This is a genomic window from Microbacterium sp. C448, from assembly GCF_000582705.2.
Lineage (GTDB): Bacteria > Actinomycetota > Actinomycetes > Actinomycetales > Microbacteriaceae > Microbacterium > Microbacterium lacus_A.
On sequence record NZ_HG779716.1, the window covers coordinates 1 to 24,350 of the forward strand.

The window sequence follows — 24,350 nt, forward strand, 5'->3', positions numbered from 1 at the left end:
GTCCTCGGGCGCTCGCCGCAGACCCCGGTGCCCCCGCTCGATGTCGCCCCGTGGGGGCCGCCGCCCGACGAGCTGGAGCTCGAACTCGCCCGGGGTCCGCGCGAGGCTTGGTTCGAGGCATCCGCTCTGCGTCTGCTCTTCGAGGCGGTATGGACGGTCTCGGGCGATGCGGATCGGGTGGGCGTGCGGCTCGGCGGTCCGGAGCTCGTGCGAACGACTGCGGGGGAGCTGCCGAGCGAGGGCATGGTGCCGGGCGCTCTGCAGGTGCCGCCAGGGGGACGGCCGACGGTGCTGCTCGCCGACGGGCCGGTCACGGGTGGGTATCCCGTGATCGCGGTCGTGACGGAGGCCTCGATCGACGCTCTGGGCCAGGCCCGCCCGGGCTCGCGCATCCGGTTCCGTCACGCCCGGCCGTAGCCCCTCCTGCTCCTGCCCCCATTTCCGCGAGTGCATCACCTCCGCTCGAGTGCACGGCTTGGACACGGTGCGCAACCCGTGCACCGGGCGCTAAGTCGTGCACTCGGCGAGGCGGTGAAGGTTGAGGTGCCACCGGCCGCGCGAGATCGCCGGATGCCGCCGAGATCGCCTGTTGTTCACAGGGGATATCCGGCGGGCTCGGTGCGAAACGGCGGACTCGGCGAAGGAGGCAGCCACCGGCGGGAGAGCAGGGAATAGGAAGCGGCGCGCGCGGTTATACCGTAGTAACCAACACTCGTCAAGAATCCGACTGGACAGTCGGCCATTCGCGACGTATAGTTGTTGTTTGCGCTCCTAGATTCCCCCTGCCCTCATATGGTGGTCGGCTGTGCCTGCGTGCCCCCCGCGAAAGCGGCGTGCGGCCCTCTGGTTTCGGGGAAGGCGAGCAATCCACCCACGACGAGGAAACACGAGCCCTTCGGGGCCCATGGAGGTTTTTCCCTTGGCCGCTGCGCGCAACGCATCCACCACCACCCCCAAGACCGGTCGCGGAGCATCCCGCCTCTCGTTCGCGAAGATCTCTGACACGCTGACGGTCCCCGACCTTCTCGCGCTGCAGACCGAGTCCTTCGACTGGCTCGTCGGAAACGACGCCTGGAAGGCTCGTGTCGCCGAGGCGAAGAGCATCGGTCGTACCGACGTTCCCGAGATCAGCGGCCTCGAGGAGATCTTCGAAGAGATCTCGCCGATCGAGGACCTCTCCGAGACGATGCAGCTGTCGTTCACGAACCCGTACCTCGAGCCCGAGAAGTACTCGATCGAGGAGTGCAAGGAGCGCGGCAAGACGTACGCCGCCCCGCTGTACGTCGAGGCCGAGTTCATGAACCACCAGACCGGTGAGATCAAGACCCAGACCGTCTTCATGGGCGACTTCCCCCTGCAGACCGGCAAGGGCACGTTCATCATCAACGGCACCGAGCGCGTCGTCGTCTCGCAGCTCGTCCGCTCGCCCGGTGTGTACTTCGACAAGACCCCCGACAAGACGTCCGACAAGGACATCGTGTCGGCGCGCGTCATCCCGAGCCGTGGCGCCTGGCTCGAGTTCGAGATCGACAAGCGCGACCAGGTCGGCGTGCGCATCGACCGCAAGCGCAAGCAGTCGGTCACCGTGTTCCTCAAGGCGCTGGGCCTCACGAGCGAAGACATCATGACCGAGTTCGCGGGCTTCGACTCCATCGAAGAGACCCTCGCCAAGGACACGATCGTCACGAAGGAAGATGCGCTCCGCGACATCTACCGCAAGCTCCGTCCGGGCGAGCAGGTTGCCGCCGAGGCCGCGCGTGCGCTGCTCGACAACTTCTACTTCAACCCGAAGCGTTACGACCTGGCAAAGGTCGGTCGTTACAAGATCAACCAGAAGCTCGGTCTCGACGAGCCGCTCTCGGCCTCGGTCCTGACCGTCGAGGACGTCGTCGCGACGATCAAGTACCTCGTCCGCCTGCACCGCGGCGACGCGACCTTCCCGGGTCTGCGTAACGGCAAGCCGGCCGAGATCCGCATGGACATCGACGACATCGACAACTTCGGTAACCGTCGCATCCGCGCCGTCGGCGAGCTCATCCAGAACCAGGTCCGCACGGGTCTGTCCCGCATGGAGCGTGTCGTTCGCGAGCGCATGACCACGCAGGACATCGAGGCCATCACGCCGCAGACCCTGATCAACGTGCGCCCCGTCGTCGCCGCGATCAAGGAGTTCTTCGGAACGTCGCAGCTCTCGCAGTTCATGGACCAGAACAACCCGCTCGCGGGCCTGACCCACAAGCGTCGCCTCTCGGCGCTCGGCCCCGGTGGTCTGTCGCGTGAGCGCGCCGGCGTCGAGGTTCGTGACGTCCACCCCTCGCACTACGGCCGCATGTGCCCGATCGAGACCCCGGAAGGCCCGAACATCGGCCTGATCGGATCCCTCGCATCGTTCGCGCGCATCAACGCCTTCGGCTTCATCGAGACCCCGTACCGCAAGGTCGTCGACGGTCTCGTCACCGAGCAGATCGACTACCTGACGGCCAGCGAAGAGGAAGACTTCATCGTCGCCCAGGCCAACGCGCCCCTGAAGGCCGACGGTCACTTCGTCGAAGAGCGCGTGCTCGCCCGCAAGAAGGGTGGCGAGGTCGACCTCTTCCACCCCGAAGAGATCGGGTACATGGATGTCTCGCCGCGCCAGATGGTGTCGGTCGCAACATCCCTCGTCCCCTTCCTCGAGCACGACGACGCACAGCGCGCCCTCATGGGTGCCAACATGCAGCGTCAGGCCGTGCCGCTCCTGCGCAGCGACTCGCCCCTCGTCGGAACCGGTATGGAGGGCTACGCGGCCATCGACGCCGGTGACGTCGTCACGGCCGAGAAGGCCGGTGTCGTCATCGAGGTGTCGGCGGATGTCGTCACGCTCCAGCTCGACGAGGGTGGAACGCAGGAGTACTACCTGCGCAAGTTCGACCGCTCCAACCAGGGCACGAGCTACAACCAGCGCGTCATCGTCTCGGCCGGCGACCGTGTCGAGGTCGGTGCGGTCATCGCCGACGGCCCCGCGACGGAGAACGGCGAGCTCGCGCTCGGCAAGAACCTGCTCGTGGCGTTCATGCCCTGGGAGGGTCACAACTTCGAGGACGCGATCATCCTGAACCAGAACCTGGTGAAGGACGACACCCTCTCGTCGATCCACATCGAGGAGTACGAGGTCGACTCGCGCGACACCAAGCTCGGCAAGGAGGAGATCACCCGTGACCTCCCCAACGTCGCGCCCGACCTGCTGAAGGACCTCGACGAGCGCGGCATCGTGCGCATCGGAGCCGAGGTTCGCCCCGGCGACATCCTGGTCGGCAAGGTCACGCCCAAGGGTGAGACCGAGCTGTCGGCCGAGGAGCGTCTGCTCCGCGCGATCTTCAACGAGAAGAGCCGCGAGGTTCGCGACACGTCGCTGAAGGTCCCCCACGGTGAGCAGGGCACGATCATCGCCGTCAAGGAGTTCAACGCCGAGGACGGCGACGACGAGCTCGGCTCGGGCGTCAACCGCCGCGTCGTGGTCTACATCGCCCAGAAGCGCAAGATCACCGAGGGTGACAAGCTCGCCGGCCGCCACGGCAACAAGGGTGTCATCGCGAAGATCCTCCCCGTCGAGGACATGCCCTTCATGGCCGACGGCACCCCCGTCGACGTCGTGCTCAACCCGCTCGGTATCCCCGGTCGCATGAACTTCGGTCAGGTTCTCGAGACCCACCTCGGGTGGATCGCGAAGCAGGGCTGGAAGGTCGAGGGCACCCCCGAGTGGGCCGCCAAGCTGCCGCAGGAAGCCTTCGAGGCCGCCCCCGGCACCAAGGTCGCGACCCCGGTGTTCGACGGCGCGAGCGAGGCCGAGATCCAGGGCCTGCTCGATGTCACCACGCCGACGCGTGATGGCGACCGCCTGATCGACGGCACCGGCAAGGCGCTCCTGTTCGACGGCCGTTCGGGTGACCCGTTCCCCGCGCCGGTCTCGGTCGGGTACATGTACATCCTGAAGCTGCACCACCTCGTCGACGACAAGATCCACGCACGTTCGACGGGCCCGTACTCGATGATCACGCAGCAGCCGCTGGGTGGTAAGGCGCAGTTCGGTGGTCAGCGATTCGGTGAGATGGAGGTCTGGGCCCTCGAGGCCTATGGCGCCGCCTACGCACTGCAGGAGCTCCTCACGATCAAGTCCGACGACATCCTCGGCCGCGTCAAGGTGTACGAGGCCATCGTCAAGGGCGAGAACATCCAGGAGCCCGGCATCCCCGAGTCCTTCAAGGTGCTCATCAAGGAGATGCAGTCGCTCTGCCTGAACGTCGAGGTCCTCTCGGCGGATGGCACGGCGGTCAACCTCCGCGACACGGATGACGAGGCCTTCCGCGCGGCGGAAGAGCTCGGCATCAACATCTCCAGCCGGTTCGAGTCGTCGTCCATCGACGAGATCTGACCCTTCGACAGGCTCAGGGCATCGCCCTCGCCAGACACGACTCATAACTGACTTAAAGATTCGACACAGGAGAACACGTGCTCGACGTAACAACTTTTGACGAGCTTCGCATCGGTCTCGCCACCGCCGACGACATCCGTCGTTGGTCCTTCGGTGAGGTCAAGAAGCCCGAGACCATCAACTACCGCACGCTGAAGCCCGAGAAGGACGGTCTCTTCGGAGAGCAGATCTTCGGACCCAGCCGTGACTGGGAGTGTGCCTGCGGCAAGTACAAGCGGGTCCGCTTCAAGGGCATCGTCTGCGAGCGCTGCGGCGTCGAGGTCACCAAGTCCTCGGTTCGTCGCGAGCGCATGGGCCACATCGAGCTCGCCGCACCCGTCACGCACATCTGGTACTTCAAGGGTGTCCCCTCGCGCCTCGGCTACCTGCTCGACATGGCGCCGAAGGACCTCGAGAAGGTCATCTACTTCGCGGCCTACATGGTCATCTCGGTCGATGAGGATGCTCGTCACGCCGACATGCCCCAGCTCGAGAACGAGCTGCGCCTCGAGCTGAAGACGCTCGGCGACCAGCGCGACTCCCGCATCGCGACGCGCCTCCAGACTCTCGAGACCGAGCTCGCCGCTCTCGAGGCCGAAGGTGCCAAGGCCGACCAGAAGAAGAAGGTCAAGGACGCCGCCGAGAAGGAGATGGCTCAGGTCCGCAAGGGCTTCGACGAGCAGATCACCCGCCTCGAGCGCGTCTGGGAGGACTTCCGCAACCTGAAGGTCGGCGACCTCAAGCCCGAGGACGATGTCTTCCAGGAGCTGCAGGACCGCTACAGCCTCTACTTCGAGGCCCACATGGGTGCCGAGTCGATCCAGCGTCGCCTCGCCGCGTTCGACCTGACCGCCGAGGCCGAGAACCTGCACCTGCAGATCTCGGAGGGAAAGGGGCAGCGCAAGATTCGCGCGATCAAGCGCCTCAAGGTCGTCAACGCGTTCCTCTCGACGGGCATGAGCCCCGCCGCGATGGTGCTCGATGTCGTCCCGGTGATCCCGCCGGAGCTTCGCCCCATGGTGCAGCTCGACGGTGGCCGCTTCGCGACGTCCGATCTCAACGACCTCTACCGTCGCGTGATCAACCGCAACAACCGTCTCCGCCGCCTGATCGACCTCGGCGCGCCCGAGATCATCGTCAACAACGAGAAGCGGATGCTGCAGGAGGCCGTCGACGCACTGTTCGACAACGGCCGCCGTGGTCGTCCCGTGACCGGTACGGGTAACCGAGCGCTCAAGTCCCTCAGCGACATGCTGAAGGGTAAGCAGGGTCGTTTCCGTCAGAACCTGCTCGGCAAGCGCGTTGACTACTCGGGCCGTTCGGTCATCGTCGTCGGCCCGCAGCTGAAGCTGCACCAGTGTGGTCTGCCCAAGCAGATGGCCCTGGAGCTCTTCAAGCCGTTTGTCATCAAGCGACTGATCGACCTCGGTCACTCGCAGAACATCAAGGCCGCCAAGCGCGCCGTCGAGCGCACGCGCCCCGAGGTCTGGGACGTGCTCGAAGAGATCATCCGCGAGCGCCCCGTGCTGCTCAACCGCGCGCCCACGCTCCACCGTCTGGGTATCCAGGCGTTCGAGCCGCAGCTCGTGGAAGGCAAGGCGATCCAGCTGCACCCGCTCGTCTGTGCCGCGTTCAACGCGGACTTCGACGGTGACCAGATGGCCGTCCACCTGCCTCTGTCGGTCGAGGCCCAGGCCGAGGCTCGCATCCTGATGCTCGCCTCGAACAACATCCTGAAGCCCTCCGACGGTCGTCCCGTCACCCTGCCCTCGCAGGACATGATCATCGGCCTCCACCACCTGACCACGGTCAAGGAGGGTGCTGCCGGTGAGGGACGCGCGTTCGGCTCGGTGTCCGAGGCGATCCTCGCCAAGGACGAGGGAACGCTCGACCTGCAGGCCGTCGTGCGCATCCGCATCCCGGGTCTGTCGTTCCTCGAGGGCGAAGCCCCCGAGGGTTACGAGCGCCACGGCCTCGTGGAGTCCTCGCTCGGACAGGCGATCTTCAACGACACGCTTCCGAAGGGCTACCCCTTCGTGCGCGACATCGCTGACAAGGGCAAGCTGTCGCAGATCGTCAACAAGCTCGCCGAGGAGTACCCGGCCGAGGTTGCGGCGACGCTCGACCGCATCAAGGACGCCGGCTTCTACTGGGCCACCCGTTCGGGTGTCACGGTCGCCCTTTCCGACATCCTGACGCCGCCGAACAAGGCGGAGATCGTCGGACGTTACGAGAAGGACGCCGCGAAGGTCCAGGACGACTTCGACATGGGCTTCATCGACGACTCCGCGCGCCGCAAGGAACTCATCGACATCTGGACCAAGGCCACCGACGAGGTGCAGGTCGCGATGCGCGAGAACTTCCCGATCGACAACACCATCAACCGCATGGTGTCCTCCGGTGCCCGTGGTAACTGGCTGCAGATCCGCAACATCGCGGGTATGCGAGGCCTGGTGAACAACCCCAAGGGTGAGATCATCCCGCGTCCGATCATCTCGTCGTACCGCGAGGGACTGTCGGTCGCCGAGTACTTCATCGCCACGCACGGTACCCGCAAGGGTCTCGCCGACACCGCCCTGCGTACCGCCGACTCGGGTTACCTGACCCGTCGTCTGGTGGACGTCTCGCAGGACGTCATCATCCGCGAGGATGACTGTGGCACCGGCAAGGGCCTCGAGTACACGATCGCCGCCCCGGCTGCCGACGGTGTGCTCGTGCGCGACAAGAACGTCGAGAACTCGGTGTTCGCTCGCACGCTCGCCTCCGACGTCGTCGACGGCAAGGGCGAGACTGTTGCCTCGGCCGGTGACGACGTGGGCGACGTGCTCATCGACCGTCTGATCGAGCTGGGCGTCGAGTCCATCAAGGTGCGGTCCGTCCTCACCTGTGACTCGGCCGTCGGCGTCTGCGCGAAGTGCTACGGCCGCTCGCTCGCCACCGGAAAGCTCGTCGACATCGGAGAGGCCGTCGGCATCATCGCGGCCCAGTCGATCGGTGAGCCCGGAACGCAGCTCACGATGCGTACCTTCCACACCGGTGGTTCGGCCTCGGCCGATGACATCACGCAGGGTCTGCCCCGCGTGCAGGAGCTCTTCGAGGCCCGTACCCCCAAGGGTGCGTCGCCCATCGCAGAGGCCGCTGGTCGCATCACGATCGACGAGACCGATCGCGCGAAGAAGGTCATCATCACGCCCGATGACGGCGACGAGCCCAAGGTCTACCCGGTCCTGAAGCGTGCGACGCTTCTGGTCGAGGACGGCCAGCACGTCGAGGTCGGCGAGGCACTGCAGGTCGGTACGCGTGACCCGAAGGACATCATGCGTGTCCAGGGTGCCCGCGAGGTGCAGAAGTACCTCGTCAACGGCGTCCAGGGTGTATACCGCTCGCAGGGTGTGCCGATTCACGACAAGCACATCGAGGTCATCGTTCGCCAGATGCTGCGGAAGGTCACCGTGGTCGACCACGGCGACACGACGCTGCTGCCCGGTGAGCTCGTGGACTCGCGTCGCTTCATCGACATCAACCGCCAGACGGTCGTCGAGGGCAAGCGCCCCGCGTCGGGTCGTCCGGAGCTGATGGGTATCACCAAGGCGTCGCTGGCGACCGAGTCGTGGCTGTCGGCCGCCTCGTTCCAGGAGACGACCCGCGTGCTGACCGAAGCGGCCATGCAGGGTAAGAGCGATCCCCTGATGGGTCTCAAAGAGAACGTCATCATCGGAAAGCTCATCCCGGCGGGTACCGGCCTCGGCAAGTACCGCAACGTGGTCGTCGAGGCGACGGAAGAGGCCAAGAGCGAGCGTTACCCGAACCGGGTATTCGCGTCCGACGGTGTCTACTCCGAAGCCGACCTCGGGTTCGTCGATTTCGACAGCTTCTCGACGGATGACTTCACGCCCGGTACCTACAACTAAGTAGTGCCAAGAAAGGGGGTCCGCTTCGGCGGGCCCCCTTTTTGCGCGCCCGCCCCCGCGAGGGTGCCCGTTCCCGACCGCGAGGTTGCCCGTTCCCGACCGCGAGGGTGCCCGGTCCACGCGCGAGGGTGCCCGTTGGTCGCGTGGTCCACCGCGTTGCGAACGGATTACGTCGCGGCAGAGGCTTAGCCTGGGCGCGGGGAACGTTCGGGGCTAGGGGGCAGGCGGGACAGGAGGCCACGGGTGGCGAAGATCGGGGGACGCAACACGGCGTTCGCGTGGCTCGTCGGTCTCGTGAGCCTCGCGGTCGTCGCGGGCCTCGTCTGGCTTGCCGCACCGATGACGCCGGTGGTGCTCGCATGGACGGGGGGTGTCGTCGACGGTGCGCTGAACCCGCGGCCTGCGGCGTCGGTACCCGAGCCGACGCCATCTCTCACCGAGACTCCGCCGCCACCCGCGAGCGACGACGAGGCTGGAGCGCCCACGACGTGCGGTGACCTCTACCCGAGAGCATTGTGGGATCAGCTCAAGGCCGCGAAGGGCACATCCCTCGACGAGTCGATCGGATACCCGCCGTCTTCCGTGGCGGGCCTGCCGGAGGCTCTCGGCGCGCAGATCACGCTCGGCTGCGCCTGGACGGATGGCGCGGGCACAGCCACGGTCACGGTCGCCGACGTCAGTGCCTCCGCCGTGGAAACAGCGCAGAGCGTCCTACCCGCGACGGGATTCGTGTGCACACCCCTGGAGGATGGCGTCCGTTGTGATCTCCCGGCCGGTGACACGTCCGCCGCGGAATCCCATGTGCTGAGGGGCGGGCGCTGGCTCGCCGTTATACGGACGTTCCCGGGCCCCCCGTTCGATCAGGCGAGCACCGAGGCGCGCGTGTGGCAGTGAGTCGTTCGCGCACCCTGTCTGGAAGCGCCGAACGGGCACTGTCGCGCGTGGAACGGGCACTCTCGGCAACAGGAACGGGCACTCTCGCGCTCCAGATGAAGGGCATCCGAAACACGACGGCATGCCTGCCCGGCCTTGCCGCGACACCGGGGTAGCCTGAGCCCCGCGGGGAGCGCCCCGCAGAGACCGGGCGGGTTGACCGTCCCCGCGTGAGGAGCACACCCATGAGCGACGCCAGCAAGGAGCCCGGCGCACCCGTCGAGGACCCGCGGCCGGTGGATGACGTCGTGGGCCGCGCACACGAGGGCCTGGCAGACGCCGAAGCCGCTCAGCGCGACATCACCCCGACGTCATCGCGAGGCGAGTCGACGTCATCGCGAGGCGAGGACATCGACTATGCGATGTACGAGGCCGCGGCGACGCCCGACTCGTCAGACGCGAAGCCCGCCGATGCCGCAGCCACGGCCGACGCGGATGCGCCGACCACGGCCTATGCGTCCGGCTCCGACGCTCCGACCACGGCATACGCGTCCTCCGGTCTCGCCGCCCCCCTCGCCGCGCCGGCTCCGGTGACGGCGAGCGAGCCCGCAACCGAGGCGTACGTTGCGCCCGCCGCCGCAGCCCCGGCAGCTTTCGCGAGCCCCCAGCCGATCTTCGTGCAGGCTCCTGAGCCGCCCCGCCCGCGCGGCAACCGTGCCGCGGCCGGCCTGATCGGTCTGCTGGCGGCTGTCAGCTTCGCGGTGCTGTACCTGGGTGCGGCCCTCGCGATCGGCCTGCTCGATCGCTCGCTCACGTTCGATACCGTCGTCGATTCCGCGATCGAAGGCCTCACGTCGTGGTGGCTGTGGATCACGACCGCCGTCTTCTTCATCGGTTTCTGGCTGCTCGGCGCGATCATCAACCGCGGGCGCTGGGCGCACTGGGTCGTCTGGGGGTTGCTCATCGGGTTCGTCGCCTACGGCGCACACCTGGTCGGTCAGCTCTTCCAGGCACCGTTCTGGCAGCTCACTCGGACTGAAGGCGCGGACCTCGTCGAGGCGCAGCTTGTTGCACCTCTCGCCTTCGCTGCCTTCGTCATCGGGCGCGAGCTCACGATCTGGTTCGGGGCGTGGGTCGCCGCGCGCGGTCGCCGCGTGAGCGAGCTGAACCTCGAGGCGCAGCGCGAGTACGAGCGGACCCTCGAGGCAGGCCCCACGCTGGCTCGTTCCGCCCAGGGCTAGACATGGATGAGGCGGGCGCGGCCGATCGGCGGCGCTCGCTGACGATCCTGGCGTTCGCTGCGGTCGGCTTCGTTGCGCTCCTGATCGCAGGTCTCGGGGTCGTCAGCCTCGCGCTCAACGCTTCCGTCATCTCCGAATCGGGGATGACGCAACTGCCCGGCATCCTCGGCACGGTGTTCGCGATGATCGGCTTCGCGGCTGTCACGTACACCGCCCTGGTGCGGCGCGCGAGCATCGGTATGGCGGTGCTCGCGGGCTTGACCGCGGCACTCGGCTACGTGGTCGGTGTCGCCGTCGGCGCGCTCGTCTCGGGCATCGACCCTCTGCGGGCCTTCGGGGTCGCGGCCGGGCTTGCGGTCTCGTGGCCGATGCCCGTGATCGCCGTCGCGGGCATCGTGTCGGCCGCGGCCGCGCTCGCGGTCGTTCGCGCCGGACCCGGTGGCGCGCGGTGGCCGTGGGAGCGCAACGACGACTGAGAAGGGCGCCACGAGCGCGCCGATACGCGGATGTCTGTCATGTCGCGGCATCCCGGTACTACCGTTGGTCCCGTGGAGCGGTCTTTGGAGACGCAGGTCAGCGGGGCGGTCGACGCCTGGCTGCGCTGGCTGCCGCGCTGGGAACCCTCCACGCACCGCGGCAGGGTCGCTCCCTGTCGCCGGTGTTTCGGGTCGCCGGTGCTGTCGGCGGCGGGCCTCGGCTCCGACGTTCCGCATGCCGTTCAGCACGGACTGTCGACCCGCATCAAGGCGATCGTCGACCAAGCTGTGGCCGTGTACACGTCGCTCAACCTGCCGATGCTGCAGGCCGAACTCGATCAGCAGGCCGCCCGTAACCGGGCGCGCAGCTATCGCCCGGCCGAGGGTCTCGAACCCGAGTACGAGGGTCTTCCGATGGATCCGGATCCCGTCGCGGGAGCGCCCTTCCTCTTCACGATCTCGGGACTGGCACAAGAGGTCGACGCCGAGGTCCCGGCACTACCCGCTCTGACCGACGCGGCGAAAGCCGCCCTGCGCCAAGAGGTCGGGCTGGCCGACGATTACGCCAACCTGATCGGCCGCGAGGTCTGCGCCATCCTGCTCCATCATCGACTGCGGATCCAGGCGGCCGTCACGCGCTACGTCGAACCGCAGGTCGATGCCCTGCTCGCCGAGCTGTCGCAGTCGCTGGATGCGCCTTTCGATCCCGGTATGCCCCCGTTTCCGGCCCCGGGCCCGGACGCCTAGACCCGTTGCCCGCAGCGGTCAAAGGCTGTGGATCGGCGGGCCGTCTGAGGGTTGCACTTTGTTAGCATGTGTGGAACCCTCGCGGTCGCAAGGGCGGCGTTCATCAGTGCGGGGGCAGTGAGCGTCTCGGGTGGTTGAGGGCATCGGCGCGCGCATCCTTTCAGGAGTGCCGCCGGGGAATGCAGTCTGGGGGACAGCTCGTGGCCAAAAGGCTGCCGTCCGCGCCCCCCATCCTGCCCGGTCTGACCTACGTGCGGCCGCTCGGTTCGGGCGGTTTCGCCGACGTCTTCCTGTACGAACAGGACATGCCGCGTCGCAACGTCGCTGTCAAGGTCCTGCCGAGCGACGTGCGCGACGCCGATCTGCTGCGCATGTTCAATTCGGAAGCGGATGTCTTGGCGCACCTGTCCGCGCATCCGTCGATCGTGACGGTGTACCAGGCGGGCGTCTCGGCCGAGGGTCGTCCGTACATCGTCATGGAGTACTGCCCGGGTTCGCTCTCGCAGCGCTACCGTGTCGAGCGGATCCCGGTGGCGGAGGCGCTGTCGATCGGGGTGAAGATGGCCAGCGCGCTCGAGTCCGCGCACCGCGCCGGGCTCGTGCACCGCGACATCAAGCCGAGCAATATCCTCGTCACGAGCTTCGGGGCACCCGTGCTGGCCGACTTCGGGATCTCGTCGTCACTCGCCCGCAGCCAGGCCGACGAGATGCTGGCGATGAGTGTGCCCTGGAGCGCGCCCGAGGTGATCACCGAGAAGACCTCGGGCACGATCGCGAGCGAGGTCTGGGGACTGGGTGCGACGGTCTATTCGCTGCTCGCCGGGCACAGCCCGTTCGAGCGGCGGGAGAAGGGCCAGAACACGCGTGAGCACCTGCGACGCCGCATCGCGCACGCGAACTACACGCCGCTCACCCGCGCCGACGTCCCCGGGTCCTTGCAAGAGGTGCTCGCCACCGCGATGAACCGCGATCCCGACCGGCGATACGCGGGCGCGCTTCCCTTCGGTGAGGCGCTGCGCGGTGTCCAGGCCGAGCTGGGTCTTGACCAGACCCCGCTGGAAGTCGCCGTGGACGAGTGGGCGGCGCCCACGACATCCGTCGACTTCGCGGATGCCGGATTGCGCGGCCCTGCGCGGCCCTGGGTGCCCCAGGACACGACGCGCAAGGCACCCTCCCGCCGCGGTGTGGCGGCGCTCGCGCGCGACGAGGACACGGATATCTCGAGCGCCGCGGCGCCCGCACGCAAGTGGCCCTGGGTCGTGGGTGCGGCGGTCGTCGTGGCGGTCGCGGTCATCGCGGGTGCGCTCGGCGCGCTGTTCGGGGCGGGAGGCTTCTGATGCCGCGCCGGCGTCGGCTGATCTCGGGCCTTGCCACGGTCGCCGCCCTCGCGACCGTCATCGGGATCGGCATCGTCTGGCCCGGACTCGACGCGCGCGAGACTCCGTCGGTCGACACGTCCGTCTGGGCGCTGCAGACGGGCGATGGTCGTCGGTATGCGCGCGTGAACACGGCGATCGGCGAGCTCGACACGGTGCGGACCGTCACGGATCCGACGCTCGTTGCGCAGGGCGGCAGCTCGGGGCCGTACCTCTTCTCCGAGAGCTTCGGCAAGGTGACCCGGGTCGATGAAGCGCTTCCCGTCGACCTCGACGACGAGGCTCTGCGTGACTCGCCGTCAACTCCCGAGGGGACGACGGATGTCTCGGTCGCGGGCGACTTCGTGGCGTACCTCACCGACACGGGCGCTGTGTGGGTCGGCCGGCTGAGCGACAGCGCGCCCACTCAGGTGGATCCGGACGACGGCTCGGGTGATGACTCCGAAGAGGGGCCGCAATACGCGGCCGATGCGATCGCGGTCGATGATGCCGGCATCCTGTACAGCTATTCGGAGCAGGGCGGCGCCGTCCTGCGGTACGACATCGGCACCCGCACCATCCGCGGGGTCGATGATGCCGTGATCGATGCGACCGACCCGGCGATCTCGGCGGCTTCGGGGGTGTGGTTCGTCGTCGACCTCGACACGGGCCTGGCCTGGCGGAAAGATGCGGCCGAGCCGATCGAGACCGATACCCTCAGCGGTCGCGTGATCAGCCGGCCGTCCACCTCAGCGGACGCCGTGTACCTCGCGGACGAGACACGTCTGGTGCGGTTGGACGTGAGCGGAGCGCCGGCGATCCGCGAGCTCGGCACCGGACAGGAGGTGCTCGGTACCCCCGCGCGTCCCGTGACGGTCGACGGCACGACCTACGCCGCCTGGCTGGCGCCCTCGGGCGGGGGCGTCTTGTGGAACTCGAGCGCGGGGGAGTCCGTGCTCGACTACGCCGGCCTCGAACTGGATGACCAGCGCCGCCCGTCCTTCCTCCTCGGCGAGGGCGTCGTGGCGTTGAACGAGACACGTTCCGGATGGGTGTGGACCCTCCCCGACGGACAGCTGGTGGCGACGAGCCAGGACTGGTCGCTCGATGATCGCGTCGATCCGACGATAGAAGACGCGCAGGAAGAGGCCCCGGTCGTTCTCGATCCGAAGCCCCCGGTTGCCGAGCCGGACGCCTTCGGCGTGCGTTCGGGAGCGCTCGTCGTGCTGCCCGTGCTGTTGAACGATCACGATCCCAACGAAGACGTGCTGAGCATCGATCCCGCATCGGTCAGCGGGCTCGACCCCGGGTTCGGCGAGATCACGATCATCGACAGCGGGCAGCGGCTCGCCGTCCGGGTCGCCGACGGCGCGCGCGGCTCGGGCTCGTTCACGTACCGCGTCAGCGACGGCACGGCCGTCGACGGCCTCTATTCCGAGCCGACGACCGTCGCGCTCACCGTCGAACCCGAGGCGGCGAACGCCGCGCCGGAGTGGTGCGGGAGTGTCGGATGCCTGGCCGAATGGCCGACGCCCGAGGTTGCGACGGGCGGCACGGTCTCGGTGCCCGTGCTGACCGGTTGGGTCGATCCCGACGGGGACCCGCTGCTCTTGCTTTCCGTTGAGAATCCCTCCGGAGTGGGCGTGGTGACGGCTTCCCCCTCCGGCGAGGTCGTCTACCAGCACGCGGACGACGGCTCGGGTGCCGCGCAGCTCATCGAGCTCCAGGTCACCGTCGCGGATACGCGCGGGGCGGTCGCGACCAAGCCGCTGACGGTCCGCGTCTCGACTGGGCCGCGGCTGCAGGTCCAATCCTTCGCCGTCGTCGACACGGTCGGCGCGGGACTCACGGTCGATGTCTCTCCGCACGTCACCGGAACGGCGGGTGAGCTGACACTCACTGCTGTGCGCGTCCTCGACGATGCCCCCGCCAGCGTCGTCGCGACCCCCGGCGGCACCGCATTCGACATCACGGCAGAGCAGCCCGGCACGTACCGGGTGAGCTTCTCGGTCGGCGACGGAACGAGCGAGGTCACGGGCACGGCGCGCATCACTCTGCTCGCCGACGACGCGGCCGCGCAGCTGGCGACGGCCCCCGTCGTCGCGTTTGTGCACCCGCGCGAAGACGCGACCGTCGATGTCTTCGCGGCGGTCTCGAACCCCACGCGGCGGGTGCTGTTGCTGAGCGATGCGGTTCCCCGCATCGACGCGGGGGCATCGCTCAGCGTCGACGTGGTCGGACAGAACTCGATGCGCGTCTCGGGAACGACGGCAACAGGCGATCCCGGCCGGCTCGGCACCGTCTCGTACGTCGTGAGTGATGGAACGTCGGATGCCGGGGCGCGCGTCGTCGGCGAGGCGACCGTCTATCTGTTGCCCCCCGCGCCCGAGCTCGCCCCCATCGCCGTCGGCGACTCGGTCGTCGTCCGACAGGGCGCGCAGGTCGACATCCCGGTGCTCACGAACGATGTCGCCCCGTCGGGGTCGGGTCTGACGCTGAACCCGGCCGCGGTCGTGTCGTCGACCTCCGAGGGTCTCGCTTTCGCCTCGGGGGGAGTGCTGCGCTATCTCGCCCCCGAGACCCCGGGCGAGTACGTCGTGCAGTACGGCGTATACGCGACGGGCGCGCCGGCCCTGACAGACACGGCCGAGGTGCGCATAACCGTCCAATCCGACGACGCCAACCGCGATCCGCTCCCCGAGACCCTCGAGGGGCGTGTGCTGAGCGGGCAGACGACCACCATTCCGTTCGACTCGTTCGGCGTCGACCCCGACGGCGACGCGGTCGCCCTGGACGCGGTGCTCAGCCAGCCGGATTCCGGGGCCGCATCCATCTCGGCGGATGGCGCGTCCATCGTCTACTCCAGCGTCGCCGGCTTCCGGGGGCAGGTCTCGTTCCGCTACCGGGTGGTGGATGCCTCGGGCGCGACGGGCATCGGCACGGTCCGGGTCGGCGTCCTCGATGGCCAGTCCAATCCCGGTCCCGTGACCTTCACCGACTACGTCCAGGTGCAGGTGGGCACAGAGAACGTCATCGATGTCAGTCCCCTCGCGAACGACATCGACCCGACCGGCGGCACGCTGCGCTTGACGGGCGTCCAGCCCGATCTGCCCCCGACGCTCGAGGATGGGTCGGCGAGCGACGAGTACGAGCGGCTCGAAAGTCTCGTCCGGACCGTCGATGAAGCCACGATCGCCGTGACGGCGAGCTCGGAGCCGGGCACGATGTCGTTCCTGTACGACGTCGAGAGCGACTCGGGGAACACCGCGCGCGGACTGGTGGTGGTCCGGGTCGTGCGTGAGGCGGTGCCCGACTACCCCGTCGTCGCCGATACCGTGCTGACCGCCGAGACCCGGGACGGTTTCGTGCAGGGCGTCGACGTGGTCTCGGGCAAAGTGCGCTGGACGGGTGGCGAGATCTCGGGGCTCACGCTGTCGCTGTGGGGGGCGCCCGCCGACCTTGAGGTCGACGGCACGACGATCTCGGGGCCCCTTCCGCTGACGGGTCGGATCATCGCGTTCGAACTCACCGGTGAGGGTGAATCCGGCCCCGTCACCACGTACGGCTTCCTCCGTATTCCCGGCGAGCGCGACGTCAAGCTCGCCCTGCGCGGCGGAGCGAGCGCGCAGGAAGTGACCGAGGGTCGCTCGAAGAACATCGATATGGCCGGGCTCGTTCCCGTTCCGGACGGCACGAGGCTGCAGGTTTCGCCCGACGTTTCGGTCTCGGGTGCGCGTCCGCAGGGATCGTGCGAACTCGTCTCGGGTACGACCGTCCGCTATGAGGCGGGGTTGGCTGCGCCGTGGGCGGATGCGTGTTATGTGCCGGTGCGTCTGGCGGGTACGCAGGAGTGGAGCGTTGTCGCCGTCCCGATCCGCGTGCTCGCGGTCGCTCCCCAGCCGCAGCTCCGCAGCGGGGCATTGACGATTGCGCCCGGAGCCAGCGCCGACTTCGATCTGCGGACGCTCACGAGCTGGCAGGGCCGTGACGAATGGGATCGGATCGCCTACGCGATCGAGTACATCGGGTCGTCGTTCGTGATCGACGCGGAAGACGGACGGCTGACGATAACGGGCACCGACCGTGCCGTGCCCGGCACGCAAGAGGCCATCACTGTCTCGATCACGAGCCACACGGGAGTCGAACCCGTGCGCTTGCTGCTGCGGGTCGGCGCGGTGCCATCGTCGCTGCCCGTCGGAGGAACGCTCGCCCAGCAGTGCTCCCAAGCGGGCGGATCGTCATGTGTGATTCCCGTCGTCGGCGCGTCCGGCGAGGTCAACCCGCTGCCGGGTACGCCTCTCGAGGTCATCGGCGTCGCGGCGACGGGTGCCTGTGTCGGCGTAACGTTCTCGGTCGCGTCGGCCGGAAGCGTCCTCGCCGAGTGGACCGAGGATGCCCCGGGTGCCACGTGCACGGCGTCTTTCACTCTGCGCGATGCGCAGGGACGCACTACCGGCGGTGGGCGCGACGGAGCTCTGTTGCTCGATCTGCAGGGGTATCCGCAGGCCCCGACGAGCGTTCGCCAGGTCGCCTACGCCGACGGTGCGGTGACGCTGCGGATCGACCCGGGCGCGGCGAACCAGGCGTATCCCGCGTTGAGCGAGTTCGTCGTCCGGTCTTCGGCATCCGGCGCGGGAACCGGCTCGGCGTCTGGAACGGTCGTCGCGACTTGCTCGGTCGAGGGGATCTGCCCGAGCATCCCCGCGCCGAACGGCGCTGAACGAACGTACGAGGTCGTCTCCGTCAACGCGATCGGCGAGTCGCGAACGAGTGTCAGCACTGTGGCGTGGGCGTATGACACCCCCGCCGCCCCGCGTTCGGTCACGTGGGCCCCCGTCGTCACCGGGGGAGAGGGCGGTCTGATCAGCCTCGCGATCGAGGGGATCGACCAGGCCAAGACCGGTTCCGTCCAGATCACCAGCGCGGCCGGCGAGACGGTGGTGGTCGATCTGCCGAGCGGTCGTGACACGCTCACGGTTCCGTCCTTCCGCGTGGGCGCGAACACCTCCACGACCGTCGTCGTCACCCCGCAGTCCCGCTTCCCGCTACCGCCCGGCCTCACCGGCACCGCGTCGGGAGCGTCCGTCGCGATCCAAGCGAACGGCATCGGGGCGCCGACCGGCATCTCGCTGTCGCTGTCGTCGACAGCCAACGGCAATGGAACCTCGACGATCAACGCACAGGCCACTGCGGCATCCGGTGGCGACGGGTCCACCCTGCGGCTGGGCGTTTCGCGCGCCGACGAGACGTGCTCGCCGGCCAGCGCCGACGGTTCGGCCGTCTTCACCGTGCCGGACGGGCTCGAGTACGCCTTCACCGCCTGCGCCGTATCGCGCTTCGCTGGCGAAACCTTCGGATCGGCGTCCGTGCAACAGTCGGTGCGCGCCGTGCAGAGCACCGCGCCGCCGCAGGGCTACACATTCGAAGTCTCGCCGACACCGGATGTCGAGACGAACGCCGCCCGGTGGGTCATCCGGGATCTGCCGACGTCGAGCGAGGACGCGCCGACCCTCAACGTGCCGCAGTTCGAGGGCGCCCCGCCGAACCCGGTCTTCGATGTCGACCCCGGGATCCGCGTGCGGTACACGCATACGCAGTGGGGTACATCGAGCGAGTGGGCCCCCGTCACGCCCGCCTCGGGCAGCGCGCCGTTCCAGGTGCAGGCTTCGTGGCAGGTCGCATCGTGCGCCGGGGGCGAGCCGTTGCAGCTTGCCGGCTCGTCGACCGAGGGGCGCGCTGATATCGAATTCGATAGCAGCTCGGCCGTCTTCGAGGACGCGGCCGGCAACGCCCTGGTGTTCGATCCTGCTGTCGGGATCGTTCCTTTCGGTGCGGTGTCCGTCCGCGACATCGGGGTCACGGCGTCGTGGGATTCGCAGGGTTGGGGTCTCGCTGCCGCTTCCGCGGCCTTCGGCGGCGCCTGCAATCCGGGCAACCCTGTCCCCGTGCCCGAGCCGCCGGTTGAGCAGCCTCCCGTGGAGCCCGCGCCATGATCCTCGACATCCGAACCCCGAAGAAAGAGTCGTTCTCATGAGCGTGACCCAGGACCAGGCGACATGGTTCGCGCAGACCTTCTCGCAGCTCGCCGACAACGTCGAGCGCGCGGTGCTCGGCAAGCGCCACGTCATCGAGCTCGTGCTCACCGCCATGATCAGCGACGGACACGTTCTGCTGGAGGACGTCCCGGGCACGGGCAAGACGTCGCTCGCGCGGGCCCTCGGGCAATCGGTGCAGGGCACCAACACCCGCATCCAGTTCACCCCGGATCTTCTCCCGGGCGATATCACGGGCATCACGGTCTACGACCAGAAGACGGGCGCCTTCGAGTTCCACGCCGGTCCCGTGTTCGCCAACATCGTGCTGGCGGACGAGATCAACCGCGCGAGCCCCAAGACCCAGTCCGCCCTGCTCGAGGTGATGGAAGAGGGCAGCGTCACGATCGATGGCATCAGCCGTCCGGTCGGCGATCCCTTCCTCGTGATCGCGACGCAGAACCCGGTCGAGCAGGCCGGCACGTACCGCCTCCCCGAGGCGCAGCTCGACCGGTTCCTGCTGAAGACGTCGCTCGGATACCCCGACCACGCCTCGACCGTCCGCATCCTGAGCGGCGCCGCCGTCCCGACCTCCGAGCTGACGGCGATCGTCGCGCCGCAGGCACTCATCGGGATGGCCGACATCGCGAAAGAGGTGTACATCGACGCGCTGGTGCTCGACTACATCGCGCGCCTCGTCGATGCGACCCGCTCGGCCGACCAGGTCCGCCTGGGCGTCAGCATCCGCGGCGCACTCGGGCTGACGCATGTCAGCAAAACACGGGCGGCGTCTCGCGGACGCACCTACGTCACGCCCGACGACGTCAAGTCGCTCGCGGTCGCGGTGCTCTCGCACCGCCTGATCCTGCACCCCGAGGCCGAGTTCGACGGGGTCAGCCCCGAGTCCGTGATCGGGCAGGTCCTGCTCGACGTCGCCCCACCGACCCAGCGTGAGCCCGGATGACCGTAAGCAACGAGGCACCTGCAACCCGGACGTCGGCGTCGTCCGGGCCATCGGCGCGCACGCGCGTCACGACGACCGCGCGGGGTGAGCGCGGCGCCCGAGCCGGCGTGTGGGTCGTGACGGCGGCCCGCGCGGTAGCCGCCGGTGTCCGTGCTGTCGCGGACCGCGCGGGCGGCGCGGTCATGCCCGCGGGCTGGCTCGTGCTGGCGGCGGCGACCCTCGGCCTCGGTCTCGGTGCCGCCTTCGGATGGGTCGAGTGGCTGGTCGCCGGCTTCGCTTCCCTCGTCATGCTTGCACTCTGCGTGCCCTTCCTGTTCGGCGCGCGCGCCTACGACGTCGTGGTGCGCCTCGCCCACGAGCGGGTTGTCGTGGGCGGTGAGCTGACGGGCGAGATCGTCATCCGAAATCGCGGTCGCTCGACGGCGCTGCCGGGTCGTCTCGACCTGCCCGTCGGGGACGGGCTGGTCGAACTGGGAGTGCCCCTCATGCGCGCCGGGCACTTCGTCGCGCAGCCGTTGACGATTCCGGCCCTGCGTCGGGGGATCATCACGGTCGGTCCGCCCACCGCCGTCCGTACGGATCCCGTGGGGCTCCTCCGCCGCGAGCGCGCCTGGGACGACGTCCGTCACGTGTACGTGCACCCCCGAACCGTCGCGGTGCCGTCCACGAGCGCGGGTCTCGTGCGCGATCTCGAGGGCCAGCCGACGCGCCGCCTCGTGGACGCGGACATGTCGTTCCACGCCATCCGCGAGTACGCGCCCGGGGATGCGCGCCGGCAGATCCACTGGAAGTCCACGGCCAAGACCGGGCAACTCATGGTGCGGCAGTTCGAAGAGTCGCGTCGCTCCCGGATGGCGGTCATGCTCGGCCTTTCCGAGAAGGAGTTCGCCGACGCCGACGAGTTCGAGCTGGCTGTCAGCGCCGCCGCGTCGCTCGGCGTGCAGGCGGTGCGCGACGGACGCGACCTCGACGTCGTGACAGGGGCGGAGATTCCGCGCGTCGTGCGGGGACGGTTGCGGGCCATCCGTGACATCTCGGCGGCATCGCCGCGCGCCCTGCTCGACGGATTCTGCACCGTCGAAGCCCTCGAGAACACGATGCCGCTCGAGGGTATCTGCCGGTTGACGGCAGAGACCAAGAACGACCTGTCGATAGCCCTCATCGTCTGCGGGTCACGCGTCACGACGCCGACCCTGCGTCGCGCGGCCCTGGCCTTCCCCGCCGACACCGCCGTGATCGCCGTGGTGTGTGACGAACGCGCGCACCCGAGGATGCAGGGCATCGGCGGCTTCACCGTCCTCACCATCGGTGTGCTCGACGATCTCGCGAGCCTCATGCTGCGCGGAGCGGGCGCGTGACGGCGCGCGTGGGCAGCCCGCTGCGGGAGCGGAGCGGAACGCGATCCGGTGCTCGGATCGTTGCGGGCAGCCTCTACGTCGCCACTATCACGGTGCTGGCCGCCGTCGCCGCGTGGCCGATCTACCGCTCGCTCGCGTTCCTCATCCTCGTGCTCGCCGCCGCCGTGGTCGGCACGGCGATCGCGACCACGGCGCGCGCGCTCCGGTGGCCCGGGTGGTTCACCGGGCTCGTGGCTTTCGGCAGTCTGATGGTGCTCGGCGTGCCGGTTGCCGTGCCGTCGCGGATGACCTCCCTGCCCGAGGCCGTTACCGGGCTCGGCGAGGTGCTGTTCGGGAGCATCACGGCGTGGAAAGACCTCCTCACGGTCGAACTTCCCGCCGGCGCGTACCGGAACCTGCTCGTTCCCGCCCTGATCGTCTTCCTCTTCGGAATCACTGCGGCCCTGCTCCTGGCATGGCGGCGTCCACCGACCTCGGCGCTCGCCGTGCTCGTGGGCTTGGGGATGGTGGCCTTCGGACTTCTCTTCGGCCGGACGAGCGTGAGCGCGCCGCTCGAGATCGGGCCCCTGACACTGGCAGCCCCCGTCGAAACCATGATCGGCGCGCTCAGTCTGGTCGCGAGCCTCGTCTGGCTTTCCTGGCAGACGTACGCGGAGCGCTCGCGTGCGCTTCGCCGCGCCGCCTCCGCGAGCGGGGTGCGTCTGTCGCGCTCGCGCGGAGCATCCGACGCTCGCCGGATGGCTCTCGGCGCCGGAATGATCGCGGTATCCGTTGCCGCCGCGGCCGCCATCGTGCCGGCCGTCGCTCAGGGCGCCGAGCGCACGGTCCTGCGTTCGGGCGTCGGTCCCGAGACCGCCCTCTCGAGCGCCATCAGCCCACTCACCGAGTACCGCACGAACTTCACCGAGCCCCGCTCCGACGCGGTCCTGTTCCGGGTGGACACCGGCGTGGGTGTGTCCCCGGGCGATGGCGGAAGCGGCGCGACGAGGGTGCGACTGGCGACGCTGTCGTACTACGACGGCGAAACGTATCGCGCGGTCGACCCCCGCGGCGAAGTCGACGCCGACCGCTATGTGCGGGTGCCGGCCCGGCTGGACGCCGGTGAGGGCACACCGCTGACCGCGGACATCCGCATTGGACAGCTCACGGGTATCTGGTTGCCGACGCTCGGACGGGTGCAATCGATCGACTTCGGGGGCACGCGCTCGACTGCGCTCGCCGATTCGTTCTACTACAGCAGCGAAGCGTGGGGAGGGGTTCAGGTCTCCGAGGGCGGCGTGCGAGCGGGTGACGTCTACGCGGTCAGCGCCGTCGCACCGCCGGCCGTCGACCTGAGTCTGATCGACGCTCCCGGGGCACCGGCGGGCGCTGTCGAATCACCCGAGTCCCTGCAGCGCTGGGTAGCCGAGCACGTCGAGGGAAGCGGCGGCGCCGCCCTCGCGGGTCTCGTCGAGCTGCTCCGCGAGCGGGGTTACCTGTCGCACGCCGTATCCGTCGATCCCGAGTCGCCACCGACGTGGTTGACCGAGATCCCCGGGTACGCGTTCGAGTCGAGCGCCTCGGGGCATTCGCTCGCTCGGATCGACGCCCTGTTCCGCGCCCTGCTGGACCGCGAGGCGGAGGTGGGCGACTCCGACCTGCCACTCGTCGCGGCCGTGGGCGACGACGAGCAGTTCTCGGTGGCGGTTGCGCTGATCGCGCGAGAACTCGGATTCCCCGCGCGCGTCGTGGTCGGGGCGCGGTTGGCGTCGGGCGAGGGGCTCCGCACCTGCGACGCCGGTGCGTGTCGCGGGGGAGACATCGTCGCCTGGACCGAGGTGCAATCGGCTGCGGGCGACTGGGTCGCGATCGACGTCACGCCGCAGAGCACGATCGCACCCCAGACCGATCTGACGCTCCAGCGAGACCCCCAGAACGAGACCGAGGTGCGTCCCGAGAACGCCGAGGAGGTCGTCCCTCCGGATCCCGTGCAGCAGGACGCACCCGCGAGCGATGTCCGCGACGATCAGACCCCCGCGGATCTCACCGGACTGTGGGCGGCGCTGCGGGTCTCCGGCATCGTCATCGTGCTCGCGACACTTCTTCTCGGTCCGCTCGCCGTCGTCCTGGCGGCGAAGGCCCTCCGCCGCCGAAGCCGTCGGCACCGCGACGACCCGACGGCCCGCGTGGTCGCGGGCTGGGAGGAATACGTCGATGCGGCCGTGGACCACGGGCGTCCCGCGCCCTCCACGCAGACGCGGGAGGAGACGGCGGCGGAGTACGCCACACCCCGCGCCCTTCTGCTCGCGGATCGGGCGGATCGTGCCGTTTTCGCGGTGGATGCCGTCACCCCGGCGGAGTCGGATGAGTTCTGGCGCATCGTCGAAGAAGAGCGCCGTCTCTTCTCGGCACGAGAGAGCGTATGGCGTTCCGTCATCGCAGCCGTATCGTTGAGATCGTTCACCCGGGAGATCTCGCCGAAGAGTGCCCCCTCGGGCGCTCCACGTCGTCAGGAGAGGAGAACGCGACGCCGCGACGGCGACTCGCGCCCATCATGAACACCACTGAACTCATCACGACCTCGCTGGTCGTCACGCTTGTCGTTTACATCTGGGTGGCTCTGAGCCTCTCCGCCGTCTTCCGCAAGGCGGGGCAGGCGCCCTGGCAGGCGTGGGTACCGATTCTCAATACCGTCGTCCTCCTGCGCCTCGGCGGCCTTTCCGGCTGGCTCGTACTGCTCCTCGTGGTGCCCGTGCTGGGGACGTGTGCGTTCTTCGTCGTGGCGGTGATCGCCCTGCAGCGCATCAACCGGTCGTTCGGGCTGGGTACGGGCATGACGGTGCTCGGCGCGCTCCTGTTCCCCGTGTGGTCGAGCATCGTCGGCTGGGGATCCGCGCGGTGGCTGCCCGGAAACGCCGCCGCGACCCCCGCGCGACGACGCTCGGCGGCGGACGACGGTTGGCG

Annotated in this window: 12 protein-coding genes and 1 pseudogene; all 13 read left to right on the forward strand. The window is 68.8% G+C overall.

All coding sequences use genetic code 11. From position 1 onward, the window contains the following. Positions 1-417: pseudogene (locus tag MIC448_RS10945) on the forward strand (biotin-dependent carboxyltransferase family protein); the annotation flags it as partial. A 502-nt stretch (positions 418-919) separates the two neighbouring features. Then, positions 920-4,411 (forward strand): DNA-directed RNA polymerase subunit beta, encoded by a 3,492-nt coding sequence (gene rpoB, locus MIC448_RS10950; RefSeq protein WP_036299506.1) that lies wholly within the window; start codon positions 920-922, stop codon positions 4,409-4,411. 77 nt (positions 4,412-4,488) lie between these two features. Then, positions 4,489-8,361: a DNA-directed RNA polymerase subunit beta' gene (locus tag MIC448_RS10955; RefSeq protein ID WP_036299496.1), complete on the forward strand. Its 3,873-nt coding sequence runs from the start codon at positions 4,489-4,491 to the stop codon at positions 8,359-8,361. A gap of 243 nt (positions 8,362-8,604) precedes the next feature. Then, positions 8,605-9,255 (forward strand): hypothetical protein, encoded by a 651-nt coding sequence (locus MIC448_RS10960; RefSeq protein WP_051513630.1) that lies wholly within the window; start codon positions 8,605-8,607, stop codon positions 9,253-9,255. 224 nt (positions 9,256-9,479) lie between these two features. Beyond that, positions 9,480-10,475, forward strand: a complete 996-nt coding sequence (locus MIC448_RS10965) for a hypothetical protein (RefSeq protein ID WP_036299498.1) — start codon at positions 9,480-9,482, stop codon at positions 10,473-10,475. A gap of 2 nt (positions 10,476-10,477) precedes the next feature. After that, positions 10,478-10,951, forward strand: a complete 474-nt coding sequence (locus tag MIC448_RS10970; RefSeq protein WP_051513632.1) for a hypothetical protein — start codon at positions 10,478-10,480, stop codon at positions 10,949-10,951. Positions 10,952-11,023: 72 nt separating this feature from the next. Next, complete coding sequence (locus MIC448_RS10975; protein WP_036299513.1) at positions 11,024-11,698, forward strand: hypothetical protein; 675 nt, start codon at positions 11,024-11,026, stop codon at positions 11,696-11,698. 200 nt (positions 11,699-11,898) lie between these two features. Then, on the forward strand, positions 11,899-13,035 hold the full coding sequence (locus MIC448_RS10980; RefSeq protein ID WP_051513636.1) for a serine/threonine-protein kinase: 1,137 nt from the start codon (positions 11,899-11,901) through the stop codon (positions 13,033-13,035). Continuing rightward, positions 13,035-19,046, forward strand: a complete 6,012-nt coding sequence (locus MIC448_RS10985; RefSeq protein ID WP_144238038.1) for an Ig-like domain-containing protein — start codon at positions 13,035-13,037, stop codon at positions 19,044-19,046. Before MIC448_RS10980 ends, MIC448_RS10985 begins: the two co-directional genes overlap by 1 nt. A 37-nt stretch (positions 19,047-19,083) precedes the next feature. Next, positions 19,084-20,049, forward strand: a complete 966-nt coding sequence (locus MIC448_RS10990; protein ID WP_036299502.1) for a MoxR family ATPase — start codon at positions 19,084-19,086, stop codon at positions 20,047-20,049. Beyond that, positions 20,046-21,407 (forward strand): DUF58 domain-containing protein, encoded by a 1,362-nt coding sequence (locus tag MIC448_RS10995; RefSeq protein WP_036299504.1) that lies wholly within the window; start codon positions 20,046-20,048, stop codon positions 21,405-21,407. Before MIC448_RS10990 ends, MIC448_RS10995 begins: the two co-directional genes overlap by 4 nt. Beyond that, on the forward strand, positions 21,404-23,944 hold the full coding sequence (locus MIC448_RS11000; protein WP_051513634.1) for a transglutaminase domain-containing protein: 2,541 nt from the start codon (positions 21,404-21,406) through the stop codon (positions 23,942-23,944). The genes MIC448_RS10995 and MIC448_RS11000 overlap by 4 nt, the downstream gene beginning before the upstream one ends. Continuing rightward, a partial coding sequence (locus MIC448_RS11005) for a DUF5684 domain-containing protein (protein WP_243419977.1) occupies positions 23,941-24,350 on the forward strand: 410 nt, incomplete at its 3' end. The genes MIC448_RS11000 and MIC448_RS11005, both read left to right, overlap by 4 nt.